The sequence below is a fragment of the Micromonospora sp. NBC_01655 genome, assembly GCF_026339755.1.
In the GTDB taxonomy this organism is placed as follows: domain Bacteria; phylum Actinomycetota; class Actinomycetes; order Mycobacteriales; family Micromonosporaceae; genus Micromonospora.
Genome location: NZ_JAPEQF010000001.1, coordinates 5,877,835 through 5,892,741, shown reverse-complemented (window position 1 = coordinate 5,892,741; position 14,907 = coordinate 5,877,835). Strand labels below are relative to the sequence as shown.

General features: G+C 76.8%; 13 protein-coding genes. 8 read left to right on the top strand and 5 right to left on the bottom strand.

The genetic code is table 11. The annotated features are described in order from the left end of the window. Nucleotides 1–83 precede the first annotated feature (83 nt). From OOK41_RS25890 to OOK41_RS25875, 4 genes are all read left to right on the top strand, one after another. A complete protein-coding gene (locus tag OOK41_RS25890; RefSeq protein WP_266267035.1) occupies nucleotides 84–3,257 on the top strand; it encodes an FtsX-like permease family protein in 3,174 nt (1,057 codons plus the stop codon). Nucleotides 3,258–3,447: 190 nt separating this feature from the next. Next, nucleotides 3,448–6,135 (top strand): FtsX-like permease family protein, encoded by a 2,688-nt coding sequence (locus OOK41_RS25885; RefSeq protein ID WP_266267034.1) that lies wholly within the window; start codon nucleotides 3,448–3,450, stop codon nucleotides 6,133–6,135. A gap of 1 nt (nucleotide 6,136) precedes the next feature. Further along, entirely contained in the window at nucleotides 6,137–7,129 is a 993-nt protein-coding gene (locus OOK41_RS25880) for an ABC transporter ATP-binding protein (protein ID WP_266267033.1), read from the top strand. Then, the gene (locus OOK41_RS25875; protein WP_266267032.1) at nucleotides 7,126–7,842 is read left to right on the top strand and encodes an ABC transporter ATP-binding protein; all 717 of its coding nucleotides are present in this window, start codon (nucleotides 7,126–7,128) and stop codon (nucleotides 7,840–7,842) included. Before OOK41_RS25880 ends, OOK41_RS25875 begins: the two co-directional genes overlap by 4 nt. Before the next feature lie 174 nt (nucleotides 7,843–8,016). Here OOK41_RS25875 and OOK41_RS25870 read toward each other — a convergent pair whose 3' ends face one another. After that, complete coding sequence (locus OOK41_RS25870; protein WP_117666723.1) at nucleotides 8,017–8,469, bottom strand: GNAT family N-acetyltransferase; 453 nt, start codon at nucleotides 8,467–8,469, stop codon at nucleotides 8,017–8,019. A 75-nt stretch (nucleotides 8,470–8,544) separates the two neighbouring features. Here OOK41_RS25870 and OOK41_RS25865 point away from each other — a divergent pair, with 75 nt between their 5' ends. Further along, nucleotides 8,545–9,033: a potassium channel family protein gene (locus OOK41_RS25865; RefSeq protein ID WP_117666725.1), complete on the top strand. Its 489-nt coding sequence runs from the start codon at nucleotides 8,545–8,547 to the stop codon at nucleotides 9,031–9,033. Nucleotides 9,034–9,037: 4 nt separating this feature from the next. Here the strand turns inward: OOK41_RS25865 and OOK41_RS25860 are convergent, their stop codons facing one another. Together OOK41_RS25860 and OOK41_RS25855 are read right to left on the bottom strand one after the other, a co-directional pair. Continuing rightward, a complete protein-coding gene (locus tag OOK41_RS25860; RefSeq protein ID WP_117666727.1) occupies nucleotides 9,038–10,621 on the bottom strand; it encodes an alpha/beta hydrolase in 1,584 nt (527 codons plus the stop codon). A 30-nt stretch (nucleotides 10,622–10,651) separates the two neighbouring features. After that, the gene (locus OOK41_RS25855; RefSeq protein ID WP_117666730.1) at nucleotides 10,652–11,770 is read right to left on the bottom strand and encodes an ATP-dependent DNA ligase; all 1,119 of its coding nucleotides are present in this window, start codon (nucleotides 11,768–11,770) and stop codon (nucleotides 10,652–10,654) included. A gap of 134 nt (nucleotides 11,771–11,904) precedes the next feature. On the opposite strand from OOK41_RS25855, the gene OOK41_RS25850 reads away from it, so the two are divergent. Both OOK41_RS25850 and OOK41_RS25845 read left to right on the top strand, forming a co-directional pair. Then, nucleotides 11,905–12,123, top strand: coding sequence for a hypothetical protein (locus OOK41_RS25850; protein WP_266267031.1), 219 nt, complete (start codon nucleotides 11,905–11,907; stop codon nucleotides 12,121–12,123). Between the two features lie 228 nt (nucleotides 12,124–12,351). Then, the gene (locus OOK41_RS25845; RefSeq protein ID WP_117666733.1) at nucleotides 12,352–12,774 is read left to right on the top strand and encodes an SRPBCC family protein; all 423 of its coding nucleotides are present in this window, start codon (nucleotides 12,352–12,354) and stop codon (nucleotides 12,772–12,774) included. Here OOK41_RS25845 and OOK41_RS25840 read toward each other — a convergent pair. After that, nucleotides 12,749–13,243 carry a GNAT family N-acetyltransferase gene (locus OOK41_RS25840; protein WP_266267030.1) on the bottom strand — a complete coding sequence of 165 codons (495 nt, stop codon included), beginning with the start codon at nucleotides 13,241–13,243 and terminating at the stop codon, nucleotides 12,749–12,751. The genes OOK41_RS25845 and OOK41_RS25840 overlap by 26 nt on opposite strands. On the opposite strand from OOK41_RS25840, the gene OOK41_RS25835 reads away from it, so the two are divergent. Beyond that, complete coding sequence (locus OOK41_RS25835; protein ID WP_323136238.1) at nucleotides 13,231–13,830, top strand: DUF1990 domain-containing protein; 600 nt, start codon at nucleotides 13,231–13,233, stop codon at nucleotides 13,828–13,830. The two genes, OOK41_RS25840 and OOK41_RS25835, sit on opposite strands and share 13 nt — an antisense overlap. Nucleotides 13,831–13,866: 36 nt before the next feature. On the opposite strand, the gene OOK41_RS25830 is transcribed toward OOK41_RS25835, so the two are convergent. After that, entirely contained in the window at nucleotides 13,867–14,784 is a 918-nt protein-coding gene (locus OOK41_RS25830; protein WP_266267029.1) for a DNA-3-methyladenine glycosylase, read from the bottom strand. Between the last annotated feature and the right edge of the window lie 123 nt (nucleotides 14,785–14,907).

Below are 14,907 nucleotides of genomic sequence, written 5' to 3'. Positions count from 1 at the left end.
GGTCGGATAACGGGCGCGAACCTTTCCGGGCCCGCAGCGGGTCATTGTGATCGTCGGCCCGCTGGGCCCAGGGAGGCGGCGCGATGGCGATGGTGTGGAGGCGGGCCCGGGCGGCCCGGGGACTGCTGCTCGCCGCGGTGGCGGCGGCCCTGGTGGCGATCGCCCTCGTCACCGGGCTGGCCGACTACAACCGGCGGGCCGTCGACGCGGGGCAGCGGGCGGTGCTCGCCGCATCCCCGGCGCAGGAACGCAGCCTGCTGGTCAGCGGCTCCGGTGGCGCGGACCGGGCCGCCTACACCGCCCGGGACCGGGCCGTCCGGGAGCGTTTCGCCGCCGGGCTCGGCGGTGCGCCCGTAGCGGTGCGCGGGGCCCGGTTCGGCACCGGGCGCGAGCTGACCGGCGACCTCGGGGCGGCCCGGGTCGGCACCGATCCGGTCTTCGCCGCGCTGGCCACGCTGGAGGGCCTGACCGGCCACGCGGACCTGGTCGCCGGGCGGCAGCCCGAGCGCGGGGCCGAGCCGATGCAGGCCCTGCTGCCGGAACGGGTCGCCGGCCTGCTCGGCCTGACCGTCGGCGAGCGGGTGCCGCTGCGGGACCGGGCCAGCGAACGGGCCAGCCAGGTGGAGGTGGTCGGGCTCTTCCGGCCCCGGGACCCGGCCGAGTCGTACTGGCGGCTCGCGCCGGGTGCCGTCGCCGCCGGCTCCGCCACGTCGTACGGGCCGTTCCTGCTCGACCCGACCGACTTCGACCGGACGTTCCCCGGCACCACGTCGGCGTCCTGGCTGGTCGAGCCCGACCTGGCCGCCGTCGAGCCGAGTCGGTTGGAGGCCGTGAAGCGGGCCGTCGCCACCCAGGTCGCCGAGCTGCCCGAGGCGAGCGGGCTCGGCTCGTCCGCTCAGACCGTCACCACGATGGACCGGCTGATCGACCGGCTCGGCCGCGCCGACCTGGTGGGCCGCTCCTCGCTGCTCACCCCGCTGCTGCTCATCCTGGTCCTCGGCGGCTACGCGCTGGTGCTGGTGGCCGCCCTGCTCAACGAGGACCGCCGCGCGCAGACGGCGCTGTTGCGCGCCCGGGGCGCGGCCCGGCGGCAGATCGCCGGCCTGGCCGCCCGGGAGGCGGCCCTGGTGGTCCTCCCGGCCGCGCTGCTCGGGCCGCCGCTCGCCGCCGAGGCCCTGCGCCACGTCGGCCGGGGCCAGGCGTGGGCCGACCCGTCGGCCGCGGGCAGCACGCTCACCTGGGCGGTCGCCGCCGCCACGGCCGCCGGCTGCCTGGTGGCGATGGTGCTGCCGGCGATGCGCCGGGCCGGCACGTACGTCGCCGACCTGGCGGCCCGGTCCCGCCCGAGCCGGGCCGCCACGGCCCAGCGGGCCGGCGCCGACCTGGCCCTGGTCGGCCTGGCCGTGCTCGCCTGGACCCAGCTACGGCAGTACTCCTCCCCGCTGGCCGGCGCGGGCGGCCGGCTCGGCGTCGACCCGCTGCTGGTGGCGGCGCCGACGCTGGGCGTGCTGGCCGGCGCCGTGGTCGCGTTGCGCCTGCTGCCGCCGGCCACCCGGTTCGCCGAGCGGTTCGTCGACACCCGGCCCTGGACCGCCACGATGCTGGGCATGTGGCAGGCCGGCCGGCGTCCGCACGCCGGCCCGGTGCTGCTGCTCGCGCTCGCCGTGGGCGGCAGCACCCTGGCCTGGTCGCTGGTCACCACCGGGGAACGGTCGCACGTCGACCAGGCCGACCACAGCGTCGGCGCCGACCTGCGGCTGGTCGAGCGCTCCGGCGCCGCGCCGGCCGACCGGGCGGGACGGCTGGCCGGGGTGCCCGGCGTCGACCGGGTGCTGCCCGCCTGGCGCGACGACATCCGGGTGGGCCGCGAGGACCTGCCGGTGAGCGTGCTGAGCCTGGACGCCGCGGCGGCACCGGACGTGGTCCGGCTCGCCGACGAGCCGGCCCGGGCCCTGCTCGACCGGCAGGCACGCGGCCGGGCCGCCCCCGCCGGCGTCGAACTGCCGGCCACCGCCCGCCGGCTCGCCGGCACCGTCCGTACCCCGGTGACCGGCGCGCTGCGTCCGCACCGGATCGCGGTGTCCGTGCTGCTCACCACCGCCGACGGCGATGCCTGGGCGCTGCCGCTGGCCGACGCGGGCAGCGACGGCCGGCCCGTACCGGCGGCGGTGGACCTGCCCGACACCGGCGGCCGGGCCTTCCGGCTGGCCGGCTTCGAGGTCACCGGCGGCCCGGCGCTGGGCTCCGGCTACCGGCTGGAGGTGACCGGGCTGAGCGCGCTGGACGCCGCCGGGACGGCCAGCCCGGTACGGCTGACCGGCGACTGGACGACCCGGACGGACGGCCCGCAGCAGGGCGAGCCGGTCCGGGTCGGCGACGGGGAGCTGCGCGCCGGCCGGAGGATCGACATCGTCGCGGGCGGCCGGTTCGCGTCGCAGCCATCCAGCCGGTTCGCCGTCGTGCCGGCTGGGGACGGCTCGCCGGTTCCGGCGCTGATCACCCCGCAGGTGGCCCGGGCGCTGAGCGTCGGCCGGGGCGACACGATGCAGGTCAGTCTCTCCGGGGCCACCCTGCCGGTCCAGGTGGTGGGCGAGGTCGAGGCGGTGCCGGCCACCGGATCGGCCGCCGGCATGCTGCTGGACCTGCCCGCCGCGGTCGACTGGCTGATCCGCGCCAAGGGTGCGGTCCGGCCGGTCTCGGAGTGGTGGGTGCGCACCGACCCCGGCGGGTACCCGGAGGCGGTGCGGGCGGTCGCCGACCTGCCCGGGGTCACCGTGCTGGACCGGCGGGCGACGGCGGCGGAGGCCGACCGTGACCCGTACTGGCTCGGCACCCGCACCGGCCTGCTCGCGGCGGCGCTGGGCTCCGTCCTGCTCGCCCTGGTCGGGCTGGGCGTGGACGTCTGGGCCACCGCGCGCCGGCGGATCGGGGAGCTGACCGTTCTGCACACGCTGGGCGCGACGCCACGGCTGCTGGCCCGCGCCCTGCTTGCCGAACAGACCTTCCTGGCCGGGATCGGCGTCGGCGTCGGGCTGCTGGTCGGCGCCGGGGTGGGTGCCACCATGGCACCCCTCGTGGTGCTCACCCGGGCGGCGGACCGACCGGTGCCGGAGGCGGCCTTCGCGCTGCCCTGGCTGCCGGTCGTCGGCACCGCCCTCGGCCTGCTGCTGGCGGCGCTCGCGTTCAGCACGGCGCTCGCCGCCGGCCTGCGCCAGCGGGTGGCGGCGGCGCAGCTGCGGTTCGGTGGTGACCAGTGAACGGCGATGGCGCGGTCGCGGTCCGGCGGGGGCCGGCGCGGTCCGGCGGCGCGGTCGCGGTCCGGCGGGGATCAGTCAACAACGTCGGCGCGGTCGCGGCCCGGCGCGGGCCGGTGGGCCGCGGCGGCGCGGCCCCGGATCGGGGGAGAGCAGTGAGTGCAGCGACCGTGCGTCCCGGGGCGGGCAGCCGATGACCGGGGCCGCCCGCCGGGTGCGGGCCTTCGGCGGGCAGTTCCTGCTGCTGGGGGTGCTGGCCCTGGTGGCCGTCCTGCTGGTGACCGGGATCCCCCGCGTCGCCGACGGGCTCGCGCAGCAGGGCCTTCGGGAGTACATCGCCGGCCGCCCGGTCGCCGAGCGGGACCTGACCCTGAGCACCGCCGAGGAGCCGGTCGACGGGAGCCAGGGGCCGGTCAGCGCGGCGCGGGGCCGCGACCTCGACGCGTTCCAGGCGGGCATGCCGCCCCCGGTCCGGAATGCGGTGGACAGCCGCTGGTACGTGGCGGAGACCGCATTCGGCGGGCTGACCGGGCCGGACCTGGCGGCGAAGAACCTCTTCGTCGTGTCCCGGCTGCGCGCGATGCACGGCATCGCGGAGGCGGCCACCCTGGTCGAGGGGCGCTGGCCGGCCGAGGCGACCGGGCCGGGCCGGCCGGTCGAGGTCGCGCTGGCCGCCGACACGGCGCAGAAGGTGAACCTGCGCGCCGGCAGCCGCCTGGGCTGGGCCGGGGAGGGGACCGCGCCGCTGTCGCTGCTCGTGGTCGGCGTCTTCGAGCCGACCCGACCGGCGGACGGGATCTGGGACACGCTGCCGCCGGTCCTGCGGGTGACCGAACCGGCCGGCGACGGGGAGCCGTACGAGATGGTGGCGGTGACCGGCGACGCCGGCCTGGACGCGGTGGCCGCCACCGGCGGGCCGGTCCGGTTCTCCTGGCGGTACCGGCTGGCCGGGGACGGCATGGACGTCGCCGACCTGCGCGGCGTCATCGACGGCGTGCGGCTGCTGCTCCGCGAGCCCCCGGCGGGGCTGAACGTCACCCAGGCGGTGGACGTCCCGTTGCAGCAGTTCCTCGACGCGCTCTCCGCCGCGCGGACGCTGCTCGCGGTGATCGCCGCCGGGGTGCTCGCCACCCTGGCCGGGCTGATCGGGCTCGCCGCCCGGCTCGCGGCCCGCCGCCGGGAGACCGAGTTCGCCCTGCTGGTCGCCCGGGGCGGCGCACCGACCAGCGGCGCGCTGCGCAGCCTGGCCGAGTCGCTGCTGGTCGTCCCGCCGGCTGCGGCGCTGGGCTGGCTGCTCGGCCGGCTGCTGCCCGGCTCCGGCGGTGGGACGGGCTGGCTGGTCCTGGCCACGGCGACCCTGGCCACCCTGGCCCTGCCGCTGGCCGCGCTGGCCGTCTCGGCCGTCCCGGGCGGCCGGCGCGACCTGGTTTCCGCCCGCCCCGGTGTCCGCCGGCTGACCGTGGAACTGCTGGTCGTGGCGCTGGCCGTGCTGGCCGTCGTGCTGCTGCGACGCCGGGGCCTGACCCCGGGATCGGTCGATCCGCTGCTGACCTCGGTCCCGGTGCTGCTGGCCGTCGCGGCGGCGGTGCTCGCGCTGCGGCTCTACCCCTGGCCGCTGCGGCTGCTGAGCCGGGTCGCCGCCCGGCTGCGGGGCAGCGTGACGTTCCTCGGCACCGCCCAGGCGAGCCGGTCGGCCGCCACCGCCCCGGTGGTCGTCGTGGTGGTGGCGATCGCGACGGCGGCGTTCTGCGCCGTCGTGGCCACCGGGATCGAGACCGGCCGGGACCGGACGGCGACGCTGGCCGTGCCGGCGTCCGCGCTGGTCGACGGCGAGCGGCTCGCCCCCGACACCGGCGCCGCCCTCCGGGAGCTGCCCGGCGTCCGGCGGGCCACCCCGATCGTGCGGGACACCGCGCTGCGGATCGCCGACCCGCGCGGCGCCGACGCGGGCCTCGCCGCCGTCTCCGTGCTGCTGGTCAACGGGCCAGGGCTCGCCGAGGCGGCCCGGGACGCCGGGCTGGCGGTCTCGGTGCCGCCGCTGCTGCGGGGCGACCCCGCACCCGGGCCGGCGCCCGCGCTGGTCTCCCCGGCGCTCGCCGCGGACCTGGCCCGCAAGGGCCTCGACTCCTCGGCCCTGGTGTCCGTGCAGGGACGCGGCTACCCGTTCCGGGTGGCCGGCACGGCGGAGGACTTCCCGCTCGTCCCGCCCGCCACCGACCGGTTCGTGGTGCTGCCCTGGCAGGCGCTGCCCGCCCCGGGCCCGACCGGCCCGGTGCCGACGGCGTTCCTGGTCGCCGGCGACGGGTTCGACGTGCAGGCGCTGCGGCAGGCGGGCGACGAGGGGCAGCGCCGCTACCAGACCGGCGGCGCAGTCGTCGCGGGGGAGCGACCGCGCGGCGCCGAGGTGACGACCTGGCGGGACGCCCGCGACTCGCTCGGCGGGGGCGGCGCGAACGGCCTGCTGGTCTTCGGTTTCGCCGCCGGCGCGGCCGGCGGGGCCGTCCTCGGCCTGCTGGCGATTGCCTTCGCGGTGCTCGCCGGGGCGCGGGCCCGGGGTCAGGTGCTGTCCCGGCTGCGCACCCTCGGCCTGTCCCGTCGCCAGTGGCGCGCGCTGCTGCTGGTCGAGCTGACGCCGCTGGTCGCCGTCGCGCTGCTCACCGGCGCGGTGACGGGCGCGCTGCTGCCCCTGCTGCTCACCCCGGCGCTCGGATTGGCCGCGTTCACCGGGGGCGCGCCGGTCCGGGTCGCGTTCTCGCCCGGGCTGGTCGGTGCCGTGCTCGTGGTCGGCGCGGTGGCGCTGGCCCTCGCGGTGACCGTGGAGACGCTGAACAACCGCCGGCTGCGCCTCGGTGAGGTGCTGCGGCTCGGAGAGGAGAGCTGAGATGACAGCCACCGTGGAGGCGTCCGCCGTACCGGACCTGGCCGCCCTGCAACAGCGGGCCGCGCAGCGCGCGGCCGAGCGGGCCGGCGGGCAGGACCGGCTGCGCGGGCACATCGTCTGCGACGGCCTGGTGCGGATCTTCAAGAGCGACGGCGTCGAGGTGGTCGCGTTGCAGGGCCTCGACCTGGTCATCGACCGGGGCGAGTTGGTCGCGATCGTCGGGGCGTCGGGGTCGGGCAAGTCGACCCTGCTGAACATCCTGTCCGGGCTGGACACCCCGACCGCCGGCATCGCCCGGGTCGCCGAGTACGACCTGCTCGCCCTCTCCGCCCGCCGCCGGCTCAGCTACCGCCGGGAGATGGCCGGCTTCGTCTGGCAGCAGACCGGGCGCAACCTGCTGCCGTACCTGACCGCCCTGGAGAACGTCGACCTGCCGATGAAGCTGGCCGGGCGGCGTGGGCGGCGGGTCCGCCGGGACCGGGCCCGGGAGCTGCTGGACCTGGTCGGCGTGGGCCACCTCGCCGACCGGCGGCCGGGGCAGCTCAGCGGCGGGGAACAGCAGCGTTGCGCGATCGCGGTGGCGGTGGCCAACGACCCGGAGGTGCTCTTCGCCGACGAGCCGACCGGCGAGCTGGACGAGGCCACCGGCGCCGAGGTCTTCGCCGCGTTGCGGCAGATCAACGCGGAGCTGGGGGTGACGGTGGTGGTGGTGACCCACGACCAGGCCGTGGCCACCCAGGTCCGCCGGACCGTCGCGATCCGCGACGGCCGGACCTCCTCCGAGGTACGCCGCACCGCCCGGATCGGCGCGGACGGCGCCACCGAGCTGGTCAGCGAGGAGTACGCGGTGCTCGACCGCACGGGCCGGATGCAACTCCCGGCGTCCTTCGTGGACGCGCTGGCCCTGCGCGACCGGGTACGACTCAACCTGGAACCCGACCACGTCGAGGTGCGGCCGGGCGACCGGACCGACGCCGAACGGAGTGACGCATGACCGAGCAGCCGTTCCCACGCCCGACGGCCGCCACCACCGAGGAGGTGGTGCGGGTCTCCGGGTTGAGCCGTACCTTCGGCCGGGGTGAGCGCGCCGTGCACGCCGTCCGGGACGTCTCGTTCACCGCGGGCAAGGGCGAGCTGGTCGCCCTGCAGGGGCGGTCGGGCGCCGGCAAGACCACCCTGCTGAACCTGGTCGGCGGCCTGGACCGGCCGGACTCCGGGCAGGTCCGGGTGGCCGGGCACGACCTCGGTACGGCCGGCGAGCGGGAGCTGCTGCGGTTGCGCCGGGGCACCGTCGGCTTCGTCTTCCAGACCTTCGGGCTGATCCCGATCCTCTCCGCCGCCGAGAACGTCGGGGTGCCGCTGCGGCTGGCGAAGGTGCCCGCCGCCGAGCGGGAGGAGCGGGTGTCGGTGCTGCTGGAGCTGGTCGGGCTGGGCGGGCACGCCGCGCAGCGGCCGTACGAGCTCTCCGGCGGGCAGCAGCAGCGGGTGGCGCTGGCCCGGGCCCTGGCCAACGAGCCGGACCTGCTGATCGCCGACGAGCCCACCGGCCAGCTCGACTCGGAGACCGGCCGGTCGATCATGGACCTGCTCCGGGCGGTGGTCCACGCGCGCGGGATGACCGCGTTGGTCGCCACGCACGACCCGGCCCTCATCGAGCTGGCCGACCGCACCCTGACCCTCCGCGACGGCCACCTCCTCCCCACCTAACCCACCCCACCCCCACCCCGTCACCCTCACCCCACCCCCCGCCCCGTCGATCATGGACTTGTGGTGCCCCGTGAAAGGGGTGCGACGGCGTATACCGGGCACCACGACTCCATGATCGGCGCGCGTGAGGGGAGGGGGGAGGGGGAGGGGGAGGGGGAGAAGGGGGAGGGGGCGTCAGAGGGTGAGCTTCATGCCCTCGTGGCTGGCGGTGAAGCCGAGGCCCCGGTAGAAGCGGTGCGCGTCCGGGCGGCTCTTGTCCGTGGTGAGCTGCACCAGCGCGCAGCCACGCCGCTCGGCCTGGTCGATCGCCCAGCGCATCATCTCCCGCCCCAGCCCCTGCCCGCGGCGGTCCGAGCGCACCCGCACCGCCTCGATGAGCGACCGCTCGGCCCCGTGCCGGCCGAGCCCGGGGATGTAGGTGATCTGCATGCAGCCCACCAGCACCCCGTCCTCGTCGGCCACCACGAGGTGGTTGCGGGGGTCGGCGGAGATGTCCGCGAACGCCCTCTCGTACGCCTCGTCGACCTCGGTGAAGTCGCGGGTCTTGCCCAGCATGTCGTCGGCCAGCAGGGCGATGACGGCCGGCAGGTCGGCCCGGACCGCCTCCCGGAGGATCAGGGTGCGCATGGCGTCAGCCTGGCACAGCGACCCGGGCGATGCCCCGGCGACCGGGTTTGCCGGCAGGGGGCAGCATGATGCGGCATGGACGTCCTGCTGCTGCCGTTCCGCTGGGTCTACCGGGGGCTGGTCTGGTTCGCCAACTCGCCCCGGACGCTGATCGCGTCGTACCTGTTGATGATCATGGTGGCCGGGGTCATCTACAGCCACGTGGAGCACAAGAGCGCCACCGACTCGGTGTGGTGGGCGGTGGTGACCGCCTCCACCGTCGGGTACGGCGACATCTCGCCGACCACCGGCGCGGGGCGCGCCCTCGCGGCGCTGCTCATCTCGACCATGGTGCTGCTGGTCATCCCGCTGATCACCGCGCACTTCGCCAGCCAGTTGATCGTGGACGACGACGCCTTCGAGCACGCCGAGCAGGAGGAGCTGAAGGCCGACGTGCGGCGGATGCGGGCGCTGCTGGAGGAGTTGGCGGCCCGGCACGGGATCGTCCTGCCGGCCGAGCCGGCCCCCTCACCCGCCCCGCCGGGGGCGGCCGGAAGGCGCGGCCGGGGCCGCCGCCTCGGGTGAGCCGTCAGCGGGCCGGGCAGCGCAGCCCCTCCCCGGGCACCGTCAGCGAGATCAGGTACGCGTCCACCGCGTCCGTCACGCAGCGCGTCTGCGGGTACGCCGTGTGCCCCTCGCCCTCCCAGGTCAGCACCCGGCCCACGCCCAGCATCGAGGCCAGCTTCGCGGTCTGCTCGTACGGGGTCGCCGGGTCCCCGGTCGTGCCCACCACCACGATGGGCGGGGCGCCGACGGCCTTGCCGGTCGGGTACGGGTCCCGCCCGCCGGGCCACTCGACGCAGCCGAGCATGCCCACGGCCAGCGCCGGGCCGAACAGCGGGTACTTCTCCCGCCACTGTGACTGGAGCTGACGGACCCGTTGCAGGGTCGGCTTCTCCGACTCGTCGGTGCAGTTGACCGCGAGGTTGGCGTCGAACAGGTTCGAGTACCGCCCGTCGTCCTCCCGCCCGGCGTACGCGTCGGCGAGGCGGAACACCTCGGCCGGGTCGCCGCCGTCGAGCCGGTCGATCGCCTGGGCCAGCTCCTGCCAGCCCGACTCCGTGTAGAGGGAGGAGATGACCGCGTAGAAGACCCAGCCGGAGGTGGCCTCCCGGCCGTCCGCCGCCTTCACCGGGGAGACCTTGGCCTTGTCGATCGCCGAGGTCACCGCGGCCCGGGCGTCCGGGGCGAGCGGGCAGCGCCCGGTGTTGGCCGCGCACCACCGGGTGAAGTTGTCGAACGCCCGCTCGAAGCCCTTCGCCTGGCTCTCCGAGCCGGCCACCAGGTCCTGCGTCGGGTCGACCGCGCCGTCGAGCACCAGGGCCCGGACCCGCTGCGGGTAGAGCTGGGCGTACGTCGCCCCGAGCAGGGTGCCGTAGGAGTAGCCGAGGTAGGTCAGCTTCTCGTCGCCGACCGCCGCGCGCACCGCGTCCATGTCCCGGGCGGCCTGCTCGGTGCCGTAGAGCGGGAGCTGGTCGCCGTACCTGTCGCCGCAGCCGCGCCCGATCCGCTGGTTCAGCGCGACGAACCCGTCGAAGGACGCCGGGGACTCCGGGTCCGGGTCGTAGCCGAAGCTGGCGTCCAGGTCGGCGTCGGGGATGCACTTGACCGGGCTGGACCGGGCCACCCCGCGCGGGTCGAACCCGACGATGTCGAACCGCTCGGTGACCGACGGGGGCAGCCCTCCGAACGTCGGGCCGAACGAGAGGTAGACGGCCGTGTCCACCCCGGAGCCGCCGGGGCCGCCGGGGTTGATCACGAGCGAGCCGATCCGGCCCCGCTGCTTCGTCGACCGGGCCCTCAGCAGGGCGATCTCGAAGGTCTCCCCGCTGCCCGGGCCGGCCGTGGCACCGGTGCCGGAGCCCCAGTTGCGGGGCACCGAGATCCGTGCGCAGTCGTACCGCATGTCCGGGGCGCCCCGGCCCACCAACTCGTCGGCCACCTCGGGACAGGCCCGCCAGGTCGGCGCGGCGCCCGGCGGCGCGGCAGCGCCCTCGGACTCGGTGCGCGGCGCGAACGCCGGCATCGTGCAGCCGGCGGCGACCACCGCCGCCGAGACGAGCCCGGCGAGGGTCAGCCGGACCCGGCGGATCCGGTCGGGAAAGCGGGTCACCGGCGCGCCTCTCGTGGTCGGGTCGACGGCTCAGGCTACGCCCGGCCCCGGAGCGGCCTCGGCGGTCGCCGCCGGATCGCCGCGCAGGACCTGGTCGACGTCGTATCGGATCGGGCGGTCGAGCTGGTCGTAGCCGCAGGACCGGGGGTCGCGGTCGGGCCGCCAGCGGACGAATCGCGCGGTGTGCCGGAGCCGGTCGCCCTCCATCGCGTCGTAGCCCACCTCGACCACCAGTTCCGGGCGCAGCGGCTCCCACTCCAGGTTCTTCGTCCCGGTCCACCGGCTCACCCCGCCGGGGATGCGCTGGCCGCGCTCGTGGTCGCCGTGCGCCCAGGGATGCTCGTCGCCGACGTCCCGGTACGGGGCCAGCTCGTCCAGCAACTCCTTGCGGCGGGCGGCCGTGAACGAGGAGCTGACGCCGATGTGGTGCAGGACGCCGGCCTCGTCGTAGAGGCCGAGCAGCAGCGAGCCGACCACCGGCCCGGTCTTGTGCCAGCGGAAGCCGGCAACCACCACGTCGGCCGTGCGGGCGTGCTTGACCTTGAACATCAGCCGCTTGCCGGGCTCGTACGGCAGGTCGGCCGGTTTGACGATGAGCCCGTCGAGCCCGGCGCCCTCGAACACGTCGAACCAGCGGCGGGCCGTCTCCGGGTCCGTGGTGACCTGGGTGACGTGCACCGGCGGGCGGACCCCGGCCAGGGCCCGCTCCAGCCGGGCCCTGCGGCGCGGGTACGGCTGGTCGGTCAGCAGCTCGTCGTCGAGGGCGAGCAGGTCGAACGCGACGAAGTCGGCCGGGGTGGTCTCGGCCAGCAGCTTCACCCGGGACGCGGCGGGATGGATGCGCTGGGCGAGCAGCTCGAAGTCGAGCCGGGGCTGGCCGCCGGGGCCGTCGCGGCGGATCACGATCAGCTCGCCGTCGACGGCGCAGCGCTCCGGGAGCTGCCGCAGCGCCTGCTCGACCACCTCGGGGAAGTAGCGGGTCATCGTCTTGCCGCCCCGGCTGGCCAGCTCCACCTCGTCGCCGTCGCGGAACACGATGCAGCGGAAACCGTCCCACTTCGGCTCGTACGTCATGCCGGGGTCGGTGGGCAGTCGCGGCACGGCCTTGGCCAGCATCGGCTCGACCGGCGGGTTGATCGGCAGGTCCACGGCGTCAGTCAACCAGACGGCACCGACAGTCGTGAGGCAGATCACCGGGGGTGGCGGGGCGACCTGTCCCGTTCCGTCCCGCTCCTCCCTCGGGACCGGATGGTGTTTCCGCAGCTCAGAGCTAACTTCGCCGGATGCGGGAGTGGGTCTGCGGGTGCTGCGGGCGCTGGCGGGTCAGCGTCGAGCTGATCCGCGGCCGGTACCGCTACCGCCTGGTGCGCCGCTACCCGGCCCGCTTCGGCGGCGGCAAGGACGTGCTCGGCGAGGTCGGCACGGTCGCCGAGCTGGACGACCTGCTGCGCCGCCGCACCCCGCTCACCCTCGCCGACCTGCACGAGACCGAACCGGCCTGACCCGCCCCGCCCCGTCCCGTCTCGACGTCGGCCGGGCCGTGCTGTCCGGTCACGATTGCGTGCGCCGGCTCGTCATCGTGGCGGCGGCCCCCGTGACGGCGGCGTATCGCGTCGCCGGAGCACGCCGATCCGGGGAAGCCGCGCGGCGCGTCGTCGGCGCGCCGGGCCGCCGGGCAGGCCGCCGACGGGGATCGTCGAGCGACAGGATTCGACGACAGGGGAGGGACCGTGCGCTTCGCAGCAGTCACCGAGATCGACGCCGATGCCGAGCGGGTCTGGCGGGTGCAGTCCGACATCGACCGGTGGTCGGAGTGGACCGCCTCGGTGTCCCGCGCCCGGCGGCTGGAACCGGGGCCGTTGACGGTCGGCTCGACCGCGCGGCTGGAGCAGCCGCGGCTGCCTCCCGCCGTGTGGCGGGTCGTCGAGGTCGAGGCACCGTACCGCTTCGCCTGGGTGTCGACCGCCCCGGGCGTCCGCAGCCGGGGCGACCACCGGATCGTCCCGCTGCCGGACGGCCGGGTCCGGGTCGAGCTGACGCTGGAGCAGTCGGGCCCGCTCGCCGCACCCGTCGGTTGGCTCTACGGCGGGCTGACCCGCCGGTACCTCCGGCTGGAGGCCGACGGCCTCAGGCGCCGCTGCGAGCGGCATTGACCAGCCGCTTCTCTAGCACGGCGAGGGGGATGCCGTTGGCGTCCGGCCGGTTGCCGACGATCTCGTAGCCGTGCCGCCGGTACAGCCGCAGGCTCCGTTCGCTGGCGGCCCCGGTGAACAGCGCGAAGCGGGACACCCGGTCGGCGCAGGCCGCCTCCACCGCGCGCAGCAGCCGGGCCCCGATCCCCCGGCCCTGCTGGTCCGGGGCCACGGCCAGCCGGCCGACGTGGGCGGTGTCGTCGGCGACCCGCGCCCGGACCGAGCCGACCAGCCGGTGCCCGGCCCGGGCGACCAGCACCGTCTCCGGGCCGGCCAGCGCGGCCAGGATCTCGTCGAGCGTCTCGGTGAGCGGCGGCAGCAACGGGTCGGCGTAGTGCTGGGCCTCGGTCACGTAGGCGGCCCGCTGCACGGTGAGGATCTCGCCGGCGTCGGCGGGGGTGGCCGGGGTGATCAGTGGTGGCGTGGTCACGACCCCAGCCCACCACACCGCCGGCGCCCGGCGCGCAGCGCCGTACCCTGGCGGTGTCGCAGACCCGGGGAGAGGCGGCGATCGTGCCCGAGCTGACCTACCCGCACGTCGGGGCCACCGACGCCGGCGAGCTGCCCGCGGGCTGGCGGCACGTCCGGCACCGGGTGCGGCTGCCGGACGGCTGCTTCGCCACGGCCGGCGCGGCGGTGCTCGGCTGGCGGCTGCACCGGACCGCCGGGATCCGGATCGACGCCGACGCGCCCCGCGCCGCGCCCGGGGTCACCGTCGTCTCCCGGCTGGGCGTCGGCCCGCTGCGGCTGGCCGCGCCGTGCGCGGTGGTCTGGGCCGCCGACGACGCCCGCCGGGCCGGCTTCGGGTACGGCACCCTGCCCGGCCACCCCGCGCGGGGCGAGGAGGCGTTCGTGGTGAGCCGGGACGACACCGGCGCGGTCTGGTTCGAGGTGCGCGCGTTCAGCCGGCCGGACCGCTGGTTCATGCGCGCGGCCGGGCCGGCGGCCCGGGCCTTCCAGCGCGGGTACGCCTGGTGGCTCGGCCGGACCCTGCGCCGGCTCTGCGCCCGGCCCTGACCCGGACGCGCCACCCGCCCGACCCTGCGCCCGGCGTCAGTACCGGGCGAAGGAGCGGATCGGCATCCTCGGCCCGTATCGCGGGGCGTGCACGCCCTCGGCGGCGAGCAGCAGGCAGACCCGGCCGCGGTGGCCCCGGAACGGCTCCAGCAGCGCCAGCATCCGGGCGTCGTCGCCGCGCGGCTCCCCGGCCAGGGCCCAGGCCACCGTGTTCGGCACGTGGTAGTCGCCGACACTGACCGCGTCCGGGTCCCCGTACGCGATCCGCACCACCTCGGCGGCGGTCCACGGGCCGATCCCCCGGATCGCGGTGAGCCGGCGGGTGGCCTCGGCGGAGTCGGCGCAGCGTTCCAGCCGGTCAGCCTCGGCGGCGGCCCGGCGCAGCGTGTCGGCCCGCTTCTGCTCCACCCCGAACGGGTGGAAGACCCAGTACGGCGCGGCGGCCACCGCCGCCGGCTCGGGCGGCAGCAGCAGCGGCTGCAACGGCCCCGGCGCCGGCTCCCCGAAGTGGCGCACGGTCGCCGCGTACGACCGGTACGCCTCCGTGCCGGTGACCTTCTGCTCCAGGATCGCCCGCAGCACGCGCGGGAAGAGCTGGCTGGTGGCCGGCATCCGCAGCCCGACGTGCCGCGCGGCCAGCCGGGCCACCAGCGGGTGCGCGCCGGCCAGCTCGGCGAAGCCGGTGCGGTCGTCGCGCAGCCCGGCGACCGCCTCGGCCCGCTGGACCGCCCAGTCGGCGCCGGGGCCGTACCCCTCGGCGAGCAGGTCCCCGCCGCCGGCCGGGCGCAGCGCGAGGGTGGCCGGGCCGGCGGGGGTGCGGGTGGCCCACCAGAACGTGCCGGCGGCGATCCGGGCGCACGGGTCGTACGTGCTGAACGTGAGCGACCGGACCGAGGCGGCCAGCCGGTAGCCGGCCGGTGGGCGCAGCGTCCGGCGGGCGGCGGGTTCGGTCACCCCGACACTCTGCCACGACCGTCCCCGGCGGGGACCGGCCACCGGGCCTCGGGGTCGGTACGAGTAGCCGGGGCCGCCCGCGTCCGAGCTGTCCTGGCTTCCGGCCTCCGGGTGTCCGATGAC

Bases quoted from the DNA above. Each gene is read 5' to 3' on its own strand.
- OOK41_RS25890 (WP_266267035.1), top strand. From the start codon at position 84: ATGGCGATGGTGTGGAGGCGGGCCCGGGCGGCCCGGGGACTGCTGCTC.
- OOK41_RS25885 (WP_266267034.1), top strand. From the start codon at position 3,448: ATGACCGGGGCCGCCCGCCGGGTGCGGGCCTTCGGCGGGCAGTTCCTG.
- OOK41_RS25880 (WP_266267033.1), top strand. From the start codon at position 6,137: ATGACAGCCACCGTGGAGGCGTCCGCCGTACCGGACCTGGCCGCCCTG.
- OOK41_RS25875 (WP_266267032.1), top strand. From the start codon at position 7,126: ATGACCGAGCAGCCGTTCCCACGCCCGACGGCCGCCACCACCGAGGAG.
- OOK41_RS25870 (WP_117666723.1), bottom strand. From the start codon at position 8,469: ATGCGCACCCTGATCCTCCGGGAGGCGGTCCGGGCCGACCTGCCGGCC.
- OOK41_RS25865 (WP_117666725.1), top strand. From the start codon at position 8,545: ATGGACGTCCTGCTGCTGCCGTTCCGCTGGGTCTACCGGGGGCTGGTC.
- OOK41_RS25850 (WP_266267031.1), top strand. From the start codon at position 11,905: ATGCGGGAGTGGGTCTGCGGGTGCTGCGGGCGCTGGCGGGTCAGCGTC.